The sequence below is a fragment of the Sphaerisporangium sp. NPDC088356 genome, from assembly GCF_040685555.1.
In the GTDB taxonomy this organism is placed as follows: Bacteria; Actinomycetota; Actinomycetes; order Streptosporangiales; family Streptosporangiaceae; genus Sphaerisporangium.
In genome coordinates this window covers 18,043-33,877 of record NZ_JBFBIK010000080.1, presented here as the reverse complement: position 1 = coordinate 33,877, position 15,835 = coordinate 18,043, and the positions used below count along the sequence as shown (strand labels likewise).

The 15,835-nt window shown below is 69.7% G+C and carries 13 protein-coding genes; 7 read left to right on the top strand and 6 right to left on the bottom strand.

The genetic code is table 11. The features are described 5' to 3' along the window. Positions 1 to 468 (bottom strand): S-adenosylmethionine synthetase N-terminal domain-containing protein (locus tag AB0O34_RS25480; protein WP_363919370.1); only part of this gene is annotated, 468 nt, incomplete at its 3' end. 1,277 nt (positions 469 to 1,745) lie between these two features. On the opposite strand from AB0O34_RS25480, the gene AB0O34_RS25475 reads away from it, so the two are divergent. The 4 genes from AB0O34_RS25475 to AB0O34_RS25460 all read left to right on the top strand — a co-directional run bounded on the left by AB0O34_RS25475 (position 1,746) and on the right by AB0O34_RS25460 (position 7,287). After that, the gene (locus AB0O34_RS25475) at positions 1,746 to 4,739 is read left to right on the top strand and encodes a BTAD domain-containing putative transcriptional regulator (protein WP_363919368.1); all 2,994 of its coding nucleotides are present in this window, start codon (positions 1,746 to 1,748) and stop codon (positions 4,737 to 4,739) included. Between the two features lie 610 nt (positions 4,740 to 5,349). After that, a complete protein-coding gene (locus AB0O34_RS25470; protein WP_363919366.1) occupies positions 5,350 to 6,093 on the top strand; it encodes a 4'-phosphopantetheinyl transferase superfamily protein in 744 nt (247 codons plus the stop codon). 119 nt (positions 6,094 to 6,212) lie between these two features. Next, the gene (locus tag AB0O34_RS25465) at positions 6,213 to 6,587 is read left to right on the top strand and encodes a VOC family protein (RefSeq protein WP_363919364.1); all 375 of its coding nucleotides are present in this window, start codon (positions 6,213 to 6,215) and stop codon (positions 6,585 to 6,587) included. Positions 6,588 to 6,657: 70 nt separating this feature from the next. Next, positions 6,658 to 7,287: an alpha-ketoglutarate-dependent dioxygenase AlkB gene (locus AB0O34_RS25460; RefSeq protein ID WP_363919362.1), complete on the top strand. Its 630-nt coding sequence runs from the start codon at positions 6,658 to 6,660 to the stop codon at positions 7,285 to 7,287. 25 nt (positions 7,288 to 7,312) lie between these two features. Here the strand turns inward: AB0O34_RS25460 and AB0O34_RS25455 are convergent, their stop codons facing one another. Both AB0O34_RS25455 and AB0O34_RS25450 read right to left on the bottom strand, forming a co-directional pair. After that, positions 7,313 to 7,807, bottom strand: a complete 495-nt coding sequence (locus AB0O34_RS25455) for a hypothetical protein (RefSeq protein WP_363919360.1) — start codon at positions 7,805 to 7,807, stop codon at positions 7,313 to 7,315. A 287-nt stretch (positions 7,808 to 8,094) separates the two neighbouring features. Then, positions 8,095 to 8,490: a helix-turn-helix domain-containing protein gene (locus tag AB0O34_RS25450; protein ID WP_363919358.1), complete on the bottom strand. Its 396-nt coding sequence runs from the start codon at positions 8,488 to 8,490 to the stop codon at positions 8,095 to 8,097. 118 nt (positions 8,491 to 8,608) lie between these two features. Between AB0O34_RS25450 and AB0O34_RS25445 the strand changes: the two genes are divergently transcribed. Next, complete coding sequence (locus AB0O34_RS25445) at positions 8,609 to 9,466, top strand: SDR family oxidoreductase (protein ID WP_363919356.1); 858 nt, start codon at positions 8,609 to 8,611, stop codon at positions 9,464 to 9,466. A gap of 50 nt (positions 9,467 to 9,516) precedes the next feature. On the opposite strand, the gene AB0O34_RS25440 is transcribed toward AB0O34_RS25445, so the two are convergent. From AB0O34_RS25440 to AB0O34_RS25430, 3 genes are read right to left on the bottom strand one after another with little or no spacing between them, the layout of a single operon-like run. Next, positions 9,517 to 10,341 carry a carbohydrate ABC transporter permease gene (locus AB0O34_RS25440; RefSeq protein ID WP_363919354.1) on the bottom strand — a complete coding sequence of 275 codons (825 nt, stop codon included), beginning with the start codon at positions 10,339 to 10,341 and terminating at the stop codon, positions 9,517 to 9,519. After that, positions 10,331 to 11,206 (bottom strand): sugar ABC transporter permease, encoded by an 876-nt coding sequence (locus AB0O34_RS25435; RefSeq protein WP_363919352.1) that lies wholly within the window; start codon positions 11,204 to 11,206, stop codon positions 10,331 to 10,333. The genes AB0O34_RS25440 and AB0O34_RS25435 overlap by 11 nt, the downstream gene beginning before the upstream one ends. Next, complete coding sequence (locus AB0O34_RS25430) at positions 11,206 to 12,492, bottom strand: ABC transporter substrate-binding protein (RefSeq protein WP_363919350.1); 1,287 nt, start codon at positions 12,490 to 12,492, stop codon at positions 11,206 to 11,208. The genes AB0O34_RS25435 and AB0O34_RS25430 overlap by 1 nt, the downstream gene beginning before the upstream one ends. 533 nt (positions 12,493 to 13,025) lie before the next feature. Between AB0O34_RS25430 and AB0O34_RS25425 the strand changes: the two genes are divergently transcribed. Both AB0O34_RS25425 and AB0O34_RS25420 read left to right on the top strand, forming a co-directional pair. Continuing rightward, on the top strand, positions 13,026 to 14,081 hold the full coding sequence (locus AB0O34_RS25425) for a DUF72 domain-containing protein (protein ID WP_363919348.1): 1,056 nt from the start codon (positions 13,026 to 13,028) through the stop codon (positions 14,079 to 14,081). Positions 14,082 to 14,227: 146 nt separating this feature from the next. Next, positions 14,228 to 15,748, top strand: coding sequence for a cytosine permease (locus AB0O34_RS25420; RefSeq protein WP_363919346.1), 1,521 nt, complete (start codon positions 14,228 to 14,230; stop codon positions 15,746 to 15,748). The last annotated feature ends 87 nt before the right edge of the window (positions 15,749 to 15,835 follow it).

The window sequence follows — 15,835 nt, the reverse complement described above, 5'->3', positions numbered from 1 at the left end:
GGCCATGCGGTGCGCCAGCGTGATCGGCAGCGGCATCAGCTCGGGGGTCTCGCGGGTCGCGTAGCCGAACATCAGGCCCTGGTCGCCGGCGCCCTGGCGGTCGAGCTCGTCGGCGCCCTCCCCCTCACGGATCTCGTAGGCGTCGTCGACGCCCTGGGCGATGTCGGGCGACTGCGCGCCGATGGACACCGACACCCCGCACGAGGCGCCGTCGAAGCCCTTGTGCGAGGCGTCGTAGCCGATCTCGAGGATCTTCTCCCGGATGAGGCCGGGGATGTCGACATACGTCTCCGTCGTCACCTCTCCGGCGACGTGCACCTGACCGGTGGTGATCATCGTCTCGACGGCCACGCGGCTCTTGGGGTCACCCTTGAGCATGGCGTCGAGGATGGCGTCGCTGATCTGGTCGGCGATCTTGTCGGGGTGGCCCTCGGTGACCGACTCGGACGTGAACAGGCGGCGGGACATCTTCACTCCTCGGATTCATGGGCGCGGGCTCTCGGCCCGGCGTCGGGGGGAGCTTCATCTCGGAAGCGATCGTCGGCGGCCACGCTCAAGATCGGCCGGCATGGAGCCGCCGGCCGGACGATGAGGTGTACGCGGGAAATCCGCCTGAAGCGCCTGCACCGGAGCGGGGGCGGTCACCCACCTCCGGCCGCCTGGACGAGGTCGCCGCCGCCGATTCCCGGGCGAACGCCGACCTGCTTTGAATAAGTGGTGCCTTCGGCCGCTCGGGCGAATCGGGGACCGTTCCCCCGAGCGCCTTTACGGGGAACGTGTCCGTCCTGATGGTTTTTATCTTTGCATTTTCGCCGGCGACGGTCCGCACGCGTATGGCACTCCCGGGCCTGGTGGAGCGGAATATCTCCGCCGATTCGCCGGCCATGTCCCTCCTCTGGGTCGGTGCTCGTCGAACTGCTGGTCACGGCCCTTCTGGCGTGCCGTGCGGTGCTCGCGCGTGCAAAGCAAGAGCCATCGTGCGAGTGGCGCTCGCGCGATGGCCCTTGCCCGCGTGGGGACTTAATGCGAAGGAAACCACCGACCAGAGACACCACCTCATCATGCGGCTAAAAATCCGTTCCAAGCTCGATTGATTAGATGCTAGACGGCGGCCGAACCCCGCTGAAACCCCTGCGGAACCCCTACAGCCCGGAGCGGGCGGATAGCCCGGTTATCGCGCCGGGGACCGCAATGGCTTCACGTCATCGCCGGCCTCGGCCCGAATACCGGCGCCGGCGAGTGCCGCCATTCCCTCCGTATTCTCCGCGTCCGGGCGAGGGCGCGGGACGGTCCGGACGGAGCCGCACGCCACGCCGCACGAAGATCGCGGGACACCGGCGCGCCGCGGGGCTCCTCGCCCGGCGCGCCGGCCCACGGCCCCCCTCAAGCGAGCGGCCCCTCACCGCGCGCCTCGGTGGGCTTCGCGCTGGTTAATAGCCCATTCGGTGCCATAGGGGATCTTTTCTCATGACACAACGGGCTGCACAGATGAACTTTTTGGTAGGTAAATACCCGCCTGGTTCCTGTAGCCGCTTAGTTGTACGATATGGGCATTAGCGGTAGGGGTTCAAGGAGGGGCGATCGATACCACCTGGCTCCGCTGCACGTCTCAGCAGGCGGCTCGCCACCAATGGCCTGGAAGCCGGGCCCGCCTGGGGTGGCGTACCTGATACTTGTCTCAGGAGGGCTGAGATCGCGAAGACTTCCGGATGGGTCCGCGGGTTTTCTGGCAAGGAGTCAAGCAGGTGGAGTTCCGGATTCTGGGACCGCTTGAAGTGATAGCAGGCACCGACCGCCTCGACATCGGGGGGTCGCGGCAGCGCATCACCCTCGCCAACCTCCTGCTCGACGCCAACCGGCTTGTCACGGTCGACCGCCTCGCCGAGGCCATCTACGGCGAAGACCTGCCTCCCACGGCACGCGCCCAGGTCCAGATATGCATCTCCTCGCTCCGGCGGCTGTTCGCCGCGCACGAAGGCGCGGACATCATCTCCACCCACCCCCGCGGCTACACCATCCGCGTGGAGGACGGCCGGCTCGACGCGCAGCGGTTCGAGGCGCTGGCCGCCGAGGCACGCCGCGCCCGCAATGCCGGCAACCTCGACGAGGCGGTGAAGAGCTACCGCGACGCCCTCAAGCTCTGGTACGGCGAGGAGGCCCTGCAGGATGTCGAGAGCAGGCCCGTGCAGTCGGCGGCGGGCAGGCTCACCGAAGAGCGGATCACCACCAACGAGGACTGCATCCAGCTCGAACTCGACCTCGGCCGGCACCAGGAGCTCATCGGCGAGCTGACCCGCCTCATCGAGCAGCACCCCCTGCGCGAGCGGCTGCGCGGCCTGCTCATGCTGGCGCTCTACCGATCGGGCCGCAGGGCAGAGGCGCTCCAGGTCTACCGGCTCGCCAGGGAGACCATGATCGAGGAGCTGGGCATCGAGCCCAACGAACAGCTCCAGCGCCTCGAACACGCCATCCTGACCGGCGACGAGAGCCTCGACATGCCGGTCAAGCCGACCATAATCCCGGTCGAGCCGCCCGCCGCCCCCGTCGTCCCCGTGCCGTTCCTGCTGCCGAGCGCGATCGCCGACTTCACCGGCCGCACGAAGCAGATCGACGCCATCGAGAGGGAGCTGGCGCTCGCATCCGAGGACCCCACCCGCTTCGCCGTGCCGATCATCCTCGTCGCGGGCAAGGGCGGCATCGGCAAGACCACCCTCGCCGTGCACGCCGCGCACATGGTGGCCGAGCGCTTCCCCGACGGGCAGCTGTTCGCCGACCTGCACGGCGGGGCGTCCCGGCAGGTCAGCCCCATGCACGTGCTCGAACGGTTCCTGCGCGCGCTCGGCGTGCCGGGCAGCGCCATGCCCGACGGGCTCGAAGAGCGCGCCGAGATGTACCGCGCGCTGCTCGCCGACCGCAGGACTTTGGTCGTCCTCGACGACGCGGCCACGGAGAGCCAGGTCCTGCCGCTGCTTCCCGGCACCCGCATGTCCGCCGTGCTCATCACCAGCCGCAGCCGGCTGGGCGGGCTGGCGGGGGCCATCCACGTCGACATGGACATCTTCGACACCGACCAGTCGATGGAACTTCTCGCGCGCATCGCGGGCACAGCGCGCGTGCGCTCCGAGACCGAGTCGGCCAAGGCGCTGGTCGAGCTGTGCGGGCAGCTGCCGCTGGCGCTGCGCATCGCCGGCGCCCGCCTGTCCGCCCGTCCCCACTGGAGCATCGAGCAGCTCGTCAACCGCCTGGAGGACGAGACGCGCAGGCTCGACGAGCTCAACCACGGCGACATGGGCATAAGGGCGAGCATCTCCTTCACCTACGAGAGCGTCGGCGAGGAGGCCAGGCGGCTGTTCAGGCGCCTGGCGATCCTCGAAGCCGGCCTGTTCTCCGTCTGGATCGGGGCCGCACTCCTCGACATCCCCTTCGCCGACGCCGCCGACCTGTTCGACGAGCTTGCCGACGCCCAGCTGATCGAGACCGCGGGCGGGTACGGCGTGCACGGCCTCTACCGCTTCCACGACCTCATCCGCGTGTTCGCCCGCGAGTGCCTGGCCAGCGAGGAGACCCCGGCCGAGCGCAAGGCGGCCCTCGAACGCGTGCTGGGCGCCCTGCTGTTCCTCGCCGAGACGGCCCACCGCCGGACGTACGGCGGCGACTACGCGCAGATCCACAGCGACGCCCCACGCTGGCCGCTCCCCGGCAGGCTGGTCGACCAGCTCGTCGCCGACCCGCTCTCCTGGTACGAGCGTGAGCGGGCGCTGCTGGTGTCCGGCATCCGCCAGGCCGCGCAGGCCGGCTTCGTCGACCTCTCCTGGGACCTCGCGATCAGCTCGGTGACGCTGTTCGAGTCGCGCGTCTACCTCGACGACTGGCGGGAGACCCACGAGACCGCGCTGGCGGCCGTCCGCCTCGCCTCCAACGTCCGCGGCCAGGCGGCGATGCTGTACTCGCGGGGCTGTCGCCACATCACCGAGAATCGCTTCGTCGAGGCACGGCGCGACTTCGAGGAGGCGACCAGGCTGTTCGCCGACATCGGCGACGACCAGGGCACCGCCCTGGTGCTGCGCAACATCGCCTTCCTCGACCGGATGAGCGGCAGCTTCGAGCAGGCCACGGCCCACTACGAGCGCGCCCTGGCCATGTTCGCGGGCACCGGAGACCAGGTGTCCTCCGCGTACGTGCTGCACAACCTGGCGCAGCTGAAGCTGGACACCGGCGATCCCGAGGGGGCCAGCAACCTGCTGTCCGAGGCGCTGGCGCTCAGCCGCGACGGCGGCAGCAGGAGGGTCGAGACGCAGGTGCTCCACCGCATGGGCGACACCTACCTGGCGTGGGGCGAGCCGGGCCTCGCCGCGGACATCTTCGACACGGCGCTCACGATGGTGCGCGACCTCGGCGACCCGATCGGAGAGGCGTACATCCTCAACGGGCTCGGCATCGCCCGGCTCCGGCAGGGCGAGCTCCTGCTGGCCGAGGAGGCGCTGCGCCACGCCGTCCGGCTGGCCAGGACGACCGGTGACCGGCTCCCCGAGGCGCGTTCCCTGCTCGGGCTCGGAGAGCTGGCCGTGGCGTGCGGCGACGCCGAGCACGCCGTCGTCCACTGTGAGCAGGCGCTGAGCCTGTTCCAGTCGATGGGCACGCCGACCTACGAGGCGCGGGCCCTCGCCATGCTCACCGAGGCGCGGACCATGCTGCGCTCCGGCGGGCGTATGGGCGACTCGGGGAAACTGGTCGGCTGAGCCGGGTCGTGCTCGCCGGATGCGATAAGCTCTGCGATGCGTACGACGATCTTCATCCGGTGGCGCATTTCCCGCAGCACGGCCTGACCGGCGCACCCGAATTGTTTCAGGGCACCGCGGGAGCATTCACGGCGGCGATTCCTTGCCGGGCCTTATGCGGCATGGAACACCCGATCGCCGGTGACCGCATCTCGCAAAGAGCCTTTCCTCCTCGGAAAGGGATTCACCAGGTCTGTTCGCGCCGGTGAAGCGGGGAACCAAAGCCCCTTCTCTCCGTCGTGACCTGCGGCTATGATGCTCCTAGGAGCCCATGAGGCAATTTCGCCGCCCTCCCCCGCGCGAACCCTTACCACCCCGTGCCGTGCCCTAGCCGGGCGAGAACCGATCCCGAGAAAGATTGGCATTGATTCCTCGCGGAACAGCGGCATCGATACGCTTGGGACGTGACCGCTACGCGAGTGAGCAACAAAAGGCCCCCGGGGGCCGGCGTTCTCGATTTCGCCGTTTCCGTCAGCCGGGAGACGGCCGAGAGCCCGCCGTCCCCGCCTGCGTGCGGCGTGTGCGTACGGAACGACTCGCCCGGGCAGGCTCTCCCAGTCCGCGAGGGGCCATGATCAAGTCGATCCTGCCCGACTGCGTCGTGGCGGCCGATGTCTTCGCCGACGCGCCCGAGCCCGCGCTCTTCCCCGAGGAGGAGCTGGCGATCATCCACGCCGACGACAAGCGGCGCAAGGAGTTCGGCACGGCGCGGGTCTGCGCCCATGACGCGCTGCGCAAGCTGGGCATGCGCCCGAGTCCCGTGCTTCCCGGTCTGCGGGGGGAGCCCCAGTGGCCGCCGGGCGTCGTCGGCAGCATCACGCACTGCGCCGGCTACCGGGGGGCCGTCCTCGGCGTCGCCTCCAAGGTGACCACCATCGGCATCGACGCCGAGCCCAACGAGCCGCTGGTCCCCGGCATCCTCGACGCCATCTCCCTGCCGGAGGAGCGCGAGAGCCTGCGCAAGCTCGCGGCGCGCCACCCCCGCGTCCACTGGGACCGCCTGCTCTTCAGCGCCAAGGAGTCGGTGTACAAGGCGTGGTTCCCGCTCACCAAGCGGTGGCTCGACTTCGAGGACGTGCTGATCAACATCGATCCGGTGAACGGCAACTTCTCCGCGTGGCTGCGGGTGACGGGGCCGCGGGTGCGGGGGCAGCGGATCACCGCCTTCTCCGGCCGCTGGGTGGTCGAGGCCGGCCTGATCCTCACCGCGATCGTCGTGCCGAGCCCGGGAAGGTCCGGCCCGCCGAGACACGGCGTCCAGCGGCCCGCCGGACACGGCCGGTTCCCGCAGGCCTCCGTCGCGCCCCTCCGCTGATTCGCGCCAAGGCGCGTGGCGGGGTCCGAGCGGACGGTCCGGCGGGGTTCTGAGAATGTCATACCGGCTCAGTACGCTGGCCGGGCACGGCTGACCTCGGAGAATACGCAGGAGGGCCCATGTTCAGGCACACGAAGGCGTTCAGCGGATTCGCGGTGGACGATGTGCCGAAGGCCAGGGAGTTCTACGGCGACGTCCTCGGCCTCGATGTGTCGGAGGAGCACGGCATGCTGCGCCTCCACCTCGCCGGTGGCACAGATGTCCTGGCCTACCCCAAGCCCGGCCACACCCCCGCGTCGTTCACCATCCTCAACTTCCCCGTCGACGACATCGACCAGGCCGTCGACACGCTCACCGAGCGCGGGGTGAGGTTCGAGAGGTACGACGGCATCGAGGCGGACCAGAAGGGCGTCTTCCGCGGCGGCGGTCCTTTCATCGCCTGGTTCACCGACCCCGCCGGCAACGTCCTGTCCGTCCTACAGGAGAGGTCCTGACCCTCCGGGCCCGAGAACACCCCGGAGCTTGATCGAATGGGTGTTTGAATATCTGCCATATACTGGGCGAATGACCGCCGCGTTCCAGGCATCTCTGCTCGATCTGTGCGAGGAGGCCGGCCCGGGTCCGCTCGGGTCCACAGTCAGGCGCACTACCCTCGATCACGGGGCCTGGATCGACGTCCGGCCCGGCTGGATCGGCGGCGCCGACGCCCTGTTCGACCGGCTGGCGCGGGCCGTGCCGTGGCATGCCGAAAGACGGCACATGTACGACCACATGGTGGACGTCCCCCGGCTGCTGAAGTTCTACGACGAGGGTGAGCCCCTTCCCGACCCGATCCTCGAACAGGCCAAGGAGGCCCTAGACGCGCACTACGGTGAGGAGCTCGGCGAGCCGTTCCGCACCGCCGGGCTGTGCCTCTACCGCGACGGGCGCGACAGCGTCGCCTGGCACGGCGACCGCATCGGGCGCGGGCGCGCCGAGGACACCATGGTCGCGATCATCTCGGTCGGCACGCCCCGGGGCCTGCTGCTCCGCCCTCGCGGCGGCGGCCCGGCCCTGCGCCACGACCTCGGCCACGGCGACCTCATCGTGATGGGCGGGAGCTGCCAGCGCACCTGGGAACACGCCATCCCCAAGAGCACCCGGGTCACCGGTCCCCGCATCAGCATCCAGTTCCGGCCCCGCGGCGTCCGCTGACGCGAAATCCCACCCGAGGCCTCGGCTACGCGGGCCGTTCTGTCGCGTGCCGGGCGCCGGTTATGGCCTCCTTGAGGGACGCGCGGTTCACGTCGGCCTTGAGGCCGCTGATGCGGATGACGTGGCCCTCGTCGACGGCGGCGTACTCGTGCCGCCCGCCGCTCGTGCGATACCAGCCCGCCTCGTCGTACTCGCAGGAGTCCGGAGGGATCAGGGGCTCGGCGTCGTGGAGGGGCTTGGCCGCGCAGACGGCGTCGCTGAAGTGGCCTCGATCGACCCCGAACCACACCTGCCTGCCCTCGGCCGAGAAGTAGTACGCCTGGAAGCCCTCCCGGTTGTAGACGCTCATGGACTGCTCGGCCAGCTCGTACCCCGGCAGGTCGACCAGGTAGATCATGTCGGGCGCCACCCCTTCGGACCTGAGGTCGTCGAGCTGTGCCGGGCTGAGCGTCACGCCGGCTCCGCAGCCCGACACGAGCACGAGCCCGAGGAGCGACAGGGAGATCACTCGTCGCGTCACGGGTTCACTGTCTCGCAGGATCAGGGGCGTTCCCAGCGTTCGCCCAACCCGTCACTCCAGGTCCCGCCGGGTGAGCGTCATGCCCCGCCGGGCCGGCGGTTCGTCCGGCCGCACCTCGATTCCGCCCGCCGTCTCGCCTCGCGGCCTTCAGATCGTCCCCTGCGGTTGATCGAACCTGACAAGCCCCCGGCGGATCACCCCGGCCGACGCGAGGAAGGCGGTCAGCGCCCCGGGCAGTCAGGTGAACAGGAACAGCACGGTGGACATCGAGAACGAATAAAGGCGGCTCAGGTGCGGGTGTGGCGGTCGCGGGCCGCAAGGACCTGGGGCATCTCCCCTTCGAGCCATTCGATGAGGCCGAGCAGGCGCCGGGCCGCCTCGCGGCCGAGCGGGGTCAGGCTGTACTCGACCTTGGGTGGGATGGTCGCCTGGGCCTCGCGGTGGACCATGCCGTCGCGCTCCAGTGCCTGCAGGGTCTGGGCGAGCATCTTCTCGCTGACGCCGTCGACGCGGCGGCGCAGGGCGTTGAAGCGGTAGGCGCCCTCGCCGAGGGCGGCCAGGGCGAGGATGCCCCACCGGCTGGTGATGTGCTCCATCGTCTCGCGGGAGGGGCATCCGCGTGCGAACACGTCGAAGATGACCTGCCCGTGCTCGTCGCGGGCGAGGGTGGCCTGGTCTTCCATACCCCTAACCTTACGTTCTCGCCGAACTGCGCGACCGTTGGGTACTAACCACAGAATTGGCACTTTCTTATAGTTAGTACTAACCTGATGGTGAACCCCTGAGCGAGGAGAAGTGAAGATGATCGTTGTCACCGGTGCCACCGGGCAGCTCGGCCGCCTTGTCGTCGAAGGACTGCTGGAGACCACCCCCGCCGACCAGATCGTGGCGGCCGTACGGAACCCGGAGAAGGCCGCCGACCTGGCCGCACGCGGAGTGCTGGTGAGGGAGGCCGACTACGACAGGCCCGAGACGCTGAAGCAGGCCTTCGCCCCCGGCGACCGGGTTCTGCTCATCTCCTCCGACACCGTGGGAATCCGCCTCCCCCAGCACAAGGCCGTCGTCGACGCCGCCGCGGAGGCCGGTGTGGCGCTGCTCGCCTACACCGGCGTGCTGCACAGCGACACGACCCCTGTGGCGCTGGCCGTGGAGCACAGGGGCACTGAGGAGTACATCCGCGCCTCGGGCATCCCGTTCTCCTTCCTGCGCAACGGCTGGTACACCGAGAACTACGACAGCACGATCACCCAGGCCGCCGAGCAGGGCACGATCGTCGGCGCCTCCGGCGAGGGCCGCGTCTCCCCCGCCACCCGGGCCGAGTACGCCGCCGCCGCGGTGGCCGTCCTCACCGGCGAGGGCCACGAGAACACGGTGTACGAGCTGGCGGGCGACGTCGCGTGGACCAAGGCCGAGCTGGCGGCGGAGATCGCCGCGGTCACGGGCAAGCCTGTCACCTACCAGGACCTTCCCCGCGACGAGTACGAGCGGGTCCTTGCCGGGGCGGGCCTGCCCGAGCCCGTCGCCGCCATGTTCGCCGACATCGAGCTGGACATCGCCGGGGGAGCCCTCGTCGGCACCACGGGCGATCTCAGCAGGCTCATCGGCCGTCCGACCACTCCCCTGCGGGACACCGTGGCCGAGGTCCTGGCGCGGGCCTGACCCATTCGCGGCCGGTGGCCGGGACGGGTCAGGCCACCGGCCGGGGCGGGTCAGTCGAGGGCGCCGAGCGTGATGCCCTCGATGATGTGGCGCTGCGCCGCCACCGCGACGACGAGCACGGGGACGATCGTGATGAGCGACGCCGCCATGATCAGGTTGTACTGGGTGGTGAACTGGCTCTGGAACACCGACAACCCCTGCGACAGGACCGACATCTCGGTGGTGTTCACCACGATCAGCGGGAACAGGAAGTTGTTCCAGTTCTGCAGGAACAGGATGATGGCCAGCGCGGCGACCACCGGGCGCGCCAGCGGGGCGTACACGTTGAAGAACACCCGCAGCTCCGACGCCCCGTCGATGCGGGCCGCCTCCCCCAGCTCCCGCGGCGTGCCGAGGAAGAACTGGCGGAACAGGAAGGCGCCCAGCGCGGAGGCGATGTTCGGCACGATCAGGCCCTGGTAGGTGTTCAGCCAGTGCAACTCGCCGAGGAGCTGCGACATGGGAACGATGATCGCGCTGAACGGCACCATCAGCCCGCTCAGCGCGACGACGAAGAGCAGCCGCTTGGCCGGGAAGTCCAGCATGGCGAACGCGTAACCGGCCAGCAGCCCGCTCGCGAGCTGCCCGGCCGTGGCGGCCACGCCGAAGATCGCGGTATTGAGGTACCAGCGGCCGAACGGCGCCTGCGACAGGGCCCGCCCGATGTTGGACCACTCGGGATGCGCCGGCAGCAGGGGCGCCGCCGGATTGATGATCTCGGCGTCCGTCTTCAGGGCGCTCACCGCCATCCAGACGAGCGGGAACGCCACGATGACGACGGCCAGGGCGAGCAGCAGGTAGACCACCGAGCGGCGGGCGATCAGGCTAGCGGGCACGGTCGGCCCGCCCGAGCAGCCAGACCTGCGTGATGGTGATCAGCAGGGACAGCAGGAACAGCGCGACGCCCATGGCGTTGGCGCGGCCGGTGTCGAACTGGACGAACCCCTCGTTGTAGACGTAGTAGAGGGCGGTCTGGGTCGCGCCGTCCGGGCCGCCCTGCGTCAGCACGTAGATCTGGGTGAACGTCTGCAGGCCGGTGAGCGTGGTGACCACCCAGATCAGCAGGGTGTGGCGGCGCATCATCGGCCACTGGACGTGGGCGAACCTGCGCCACGCCCCCGCCCCGTCGACGCTGGCCGCGTCGAGCACGTCGCCGGGGACGGACTTCAGGGCCGCCACGTAGAGGATGACGTTCTGCCCGAAGAACTGCCACGCGCCGAAGGTCAGCACCGCGACCAGCGCCGGCCCCGGCGAGGACAGGAAATCCGCCTGAGGAAGGTGCAGAGCGCGCAGCAGCCTGTTGACCAGCCCGAACTGCGGCGCGAACATGTTGGCCCAGATCAGCGCGGTGGCGACGACGGGCACGACGAGCGGGATGACGAACGGCGCCCGCACCCGGGCGACGCCCGGGGCTCCGGAGTTGAGGAGCAGCGCGAGCCCGAGGCCCACTCCCATCGTCAGCAGGATGAAGCCGACGGTGTAGACACCGGTCACGCCGAGGGCGTGGCCACCGCCCTCCTCCAGCATCTGCCCGTAGTTGCCGAGGCCGACGAACCGCGGCGAGGCGTCGAACACCCCGCCGCCGTACAGGCTGCGCCACAGGAGCATCGCCAGCGGGATCAGCGAGAAGACCACGGTGAGCACGACCGTGGGCGCCACGAAGGCGTAGGCGAGGGTCCAGGTGCGGTGCCGCTGCCGCATCAGCCGAGCTTCTTCAGCGCCGCGTCTCCGTCTCGCGCCGCCTTGGCCAGGGCCTCGGCCGGGGTCTTCTGCCCCTTCAGAGCCGCGTTGATCTCCGTCCAGAGGCTCTGGGAGATCGCGTTGTAGGCGGGCGTGATCGGGCGGACCTTGCCGGTCTTCTCCGCCTCGGCGAAGACGGTGTACGTCGGGTCCCCGGCGATGTGGTCCTTCAGCGCCCGCTGCTCCAACTGGGCCGGGTCCGACGGCAGGCCGCCGTTCTTGGCCGCGAGGTAGGCGCCGCGCTCCGGGGTGGTCAGGAACTTCAGGAACGCGAGGCCCGCCTTCTCGGCGTCGGCGCCGGTCTTCAGCAGCGTGGCCACGCCGATGCCCATGCTCGTCGAGGTGCCGGCGGCGCCCTTGGGCATCGGGGCCACGCCGAAGTCCACCCCGGCCTTGCCGAAGGTCGGCACCGCCCACTGGCCGTTCACGATCATCGCGACGGTGCCGCTGGCGAACGCGGGCGCCCCGTCGAAGCTGCCCGCCTGGGCGTAGCTGGTGCTCGGCGCCGCCTTGCCCTTGACCAGGTCGACCCAGGTGGTGAGCGCCTTGACCCCGGCGGGGCTGTTGAAGGCGGTCGCCGTGCCGTCGGCGTTGAGGAAGGATCCGCCCTCGGCGTACAGCATGGGCGTCCACGCGAAGGTGATCCACTCGGCCTCGCCGAGCGGCACGTAGAAGCCGTACTTGTTCTTGGCGGGGTCGGACAGCTTCTTGGCGTCCTCGGCGAGCTCGGTCCACGTCTCGGGCGGGTTCTTGATGCCCGCGTCGGCGAAGGCCTTCTTGTTGTAGAACAGCACGATGTCGCCCACGCCGGCCAGGGCGATGCCGAGCTGGTGGCCCTTGTAGAACAGCGATTCCTTGATGCCGGGGTACAGCGCGTCGGTCTCGGCGGTCAGCTTGCCGTCCAGCGGGACGAGCTTCCCGCTCTGCGCGATCACCGGCAGGTCGGAGGGGTTCTGGGTGAGGAGCACCGTGGGCTGGGTGCCGTTCTTCACCGCCGAGATCACCTTGGGCAGGAACTGGTCGGAGCTCGCGATGTACTGCCCCTTGGCGTGCATGCCGGGGTGGGCCTTGTCGAAGGCCGCGTCGATCTCGGCGATCTGGTCGGGCTGCCAGCGGCTCGTCCAGTACGTGAACGTGCCGCCCGCGGCGCTCGATCCGCCCGGATCACTCGACCCCCCGCACGCCGCGACGGCGAGGACGAGGCCTGTCGCGATCGCGCCGGCGGCGCCCCTCTTCCTGATCTTCATATATCCGCCACTCCCTGGCCTTGCCCCCATGACACACGGAGTGCCTGACCGAAATCGTCACAATCTCGCACTGCCCTTTGTCCGGGGCCATGATAACCGAGCCAAGCGGTAGGTAAATCTTGACTTTCCCTTCCCGCCGGTCGCCGCCATACCCCTGTCGGGCAACTGCCCCGGAGTCCGCCACCTCCTCGTCGCCGTCGACAAGATCGACATCGAGGGACGCCGGGTGGAGTGCACCGACGCCGAGGGCAAGCCCCGCGACCTCGGCTAAGACCGGCTGGTCATCGCGATCGGCAGCGTCAACAAGCTGCTGCCCATCCCCGGCGTGTCGAAGCACAGCCCGAACTGCGGCGCGCCGCACCGGTACGACCGTCGCCGAGGCCACCGCGGAAGGGGTCAAGCTCTCCGACGGGGAGTCGCCTGCGGCGACGCGGCGGCGGTGCCGGACCTGGCCGACTGAACCGTTCTCACCGGCTGACCAGCGGTGATACCGCCCGGGGGTTCGGCGGCGCCGTACGTGGTAGTAGGGCGGGATGCCTGACGATGATCGCCGAAACCGAATCCTGGTGGGCACGGCGTCGTGGACCGACAAGAGCCTGCTCTCCTCGGGCTGGTACCCCGAAGGCGTGTCCAGCCCGGCGGAACGGCTCGCCTTCTACGCGGCGCGGTTCCCGCTCGTCGAGGTGGACGCCACCTACTACCATCCGCCCGCCGTTCGCACCGTCGAGGCCTGGCGCGACCGTACGCCACCGGACTTCACCTTCAACATCAAGGCGTTCTCCCTGCTGACCCAGCACCCCACCCGGACGCAGAACCTGTACAAGGACCTACGGGAGAAGCTCGGCTCGTCCAGGCCGACCGTCTACCTGCGGGACGTCGGCCAGGAGATCGCCGATCAGGTGTGGGAGCGCTTCGCCGCCACGCTCCTCCCGCTCCAGGAGGCGGGGAAGCTGGGGGCCGTCCTGTTCCAGTTCCCGCCGTGGTTCACCCCGGGCAAGGACAGCAGGGAGTACATCCTCGACTGCGTGCGGCGCTGCCGGCCGATGCGGGTCTGCGTGGAGTTCCGCAACTCCGGCTGGATGACCGAGCGGAACCGCGACGAAACCCTCGGGTTCCTCGCCTCGCACGGCATCCCGTACGTGAGCGTCGACATGCCGCAGGGACACTACTCGTCCATCCCGCCGGTGATGGCCACGACGGCCGACCTCGCCGTCGTCCGCTTCCACGGCCATTCCGACAAGTGGACCAGCAAGAACATCGAGGAACGCTTCGCCTACCTCTACTCGGAGGAGGAATTGAGGAAGTGGGCGGTCGAGATCGGCGACCTCGCCACCCGCGCCCGCACCGTCCACGTCCTGATGAACAACTGCTGCGCCGACAACTCCCAGCGCAACGCCGCCCGGCTCACCACCCTCCTCGCCGAACTGCACGCTCCGGTGTTCCAGCGCCAACCGGAAAGCCGCCAACTCCCCCTCCCAGGGCTCGCCCCGACCTCAGACCCCCGGTTCGGACGTTTCGCCGACCCGGGAGACCACAGATCCCTGACCTCGAAACGGGGTGAGCCTCCCCTTCGCCGCCTGACGCCCTGATGGTTCGCCGGACCCGGAGAACCAGGCAGCCGCGACTCCCCCTCCCCCGACCCCGACCAAGCTGGGGCTCCCTGTCACCTGACGCCTTGACGGTTCGCTGGACCGGGGCTTACATTCCTTTGAACAAGTCTAGACAGGTAGGTTCCATGGCCGGTGTACAGGGCAAAGAGGCGGGCGAGGCTCCCGGGGCGGGCGGCCGGCAGCTCAAGGTCGAGCTGCACGGGCTCGACGTGATCGGTGACGCCGAGCGCAAGGGTCGTCCAAGACAGCTGTTCTGGCCGTGGTTCGGCGCCAACGTCTCGGTCCTCGGGCTGAGCTACGGCTCCTTCGTGCTCGGCTTCGGCATCTCCTTCTGGCAGGCGCTCGCGGCCGGGGTCGTCGGGATCCTGCTCTCGTTCCTGCTGTGCGGGTTCGTCGCCCTCGCGGGCAAGCGCGGATCGGCTCCGACCATGGTCCTGAGCCGGGCGGCCTTCGGCGTGCGCGGCAACCGCCTGCCCTCCGCGATCTCGTGGGTGCTGACGGTCGGGTGGGAGACGGTGCTCACCGCGCTGGCGACCCTGGCGACCGCCACCGTCTTCGACCGGCTCGGCTGGGGAGGCGGCACCCCCACCAAGGTGATCGCGCTGATCGTCGTCACCCTGCTGATCGTCGCCGGCGGCGTCATGGGGTTCGACCTGATCATGCGGATGCAGACGGTCATCACGGTCGTCACCGGCGTGCTGACGGTGGTCTACATCTTGCTGGTCGCCGGCCATATCCACTGGGACGCGGTCTCCGCGATGCCGGGCGGCTCGGCTCAGCAGTTCATCGGGGCGCTGGTCTTCATGCTGACCGGGTTCGGCCTCGGCTGGGTGAACGCCGCGGCCGACTACTCGCGTTACCTGCCGAGAAGGTCGTCGAGCGCGGGCGTGGTGGGCTGGACCACGTTCGGCGCGTCGGTGGCGCCGCTGGTGCTGCTCGTGTTCGGCCTGCTGCTGGCCGGTTCCTCCGGCGCCCTCAGCACCGCGATCGCGAGCGACCCGATCGGGGCGCTGACGACCATCCTGCCCACCTGGTTCCTCGTCCCCTTCGCCGCCGTGGCCGTCCTCGGGCTGGTCGGCGGCGCCGTGCTCGACATCTACTCCTCCGGCCTGGCGCTGCTGGCCACCGGGCTGCGGGCGCCGCGCTACGTCGCCGCCCTGATCGACGGGGGGCTCATGGTCGCGGGGACCATCTACATCGTCTTCGTCGCCGACGACTTCCTCGGCCAGTTCAGCGGCTTCCTCACCACGCTCGGCGTGCCGATCGCCGCCTGGTGCGGCGTCATGCTGGCCGATGTCGCGCTGCGCCGCCGCGACTACGACGAGACCGACCTCTACCGCCCGTCGGGCCGCTACGGCGACATCCCCGCGGCGCCCATCGCGGTCATCGTCGCCTGCACGGCCATCGGGTGGGGCCTGGTCACCAACACGGCCGCGAGCTGGCTCGGCTGGCAGGGCTACCTGCTGGATCGGCTCGGGCTCGGCGGCAGGTCGGGCTCGTGGGCCTCCGCCAACCTCGGCGTACTGGTCGCCCTCGTCCTGGGCTTCGCCGCGACCTGGGCGCTCACCCGGTCAAAGGTGCGCTCCCAGGAGCGGCTCGCCTCAGAAGACCCCGGCTCGACACCGGCGCAAGCGACCAAGCTATGACCCTCCCACTCTGCGTAAGGACTCCCGTCCGGGAGAGGTGGACTCCGAGCCAGAAACCCTCAGCGCGCACGCCGGCCCTTCCGCTCT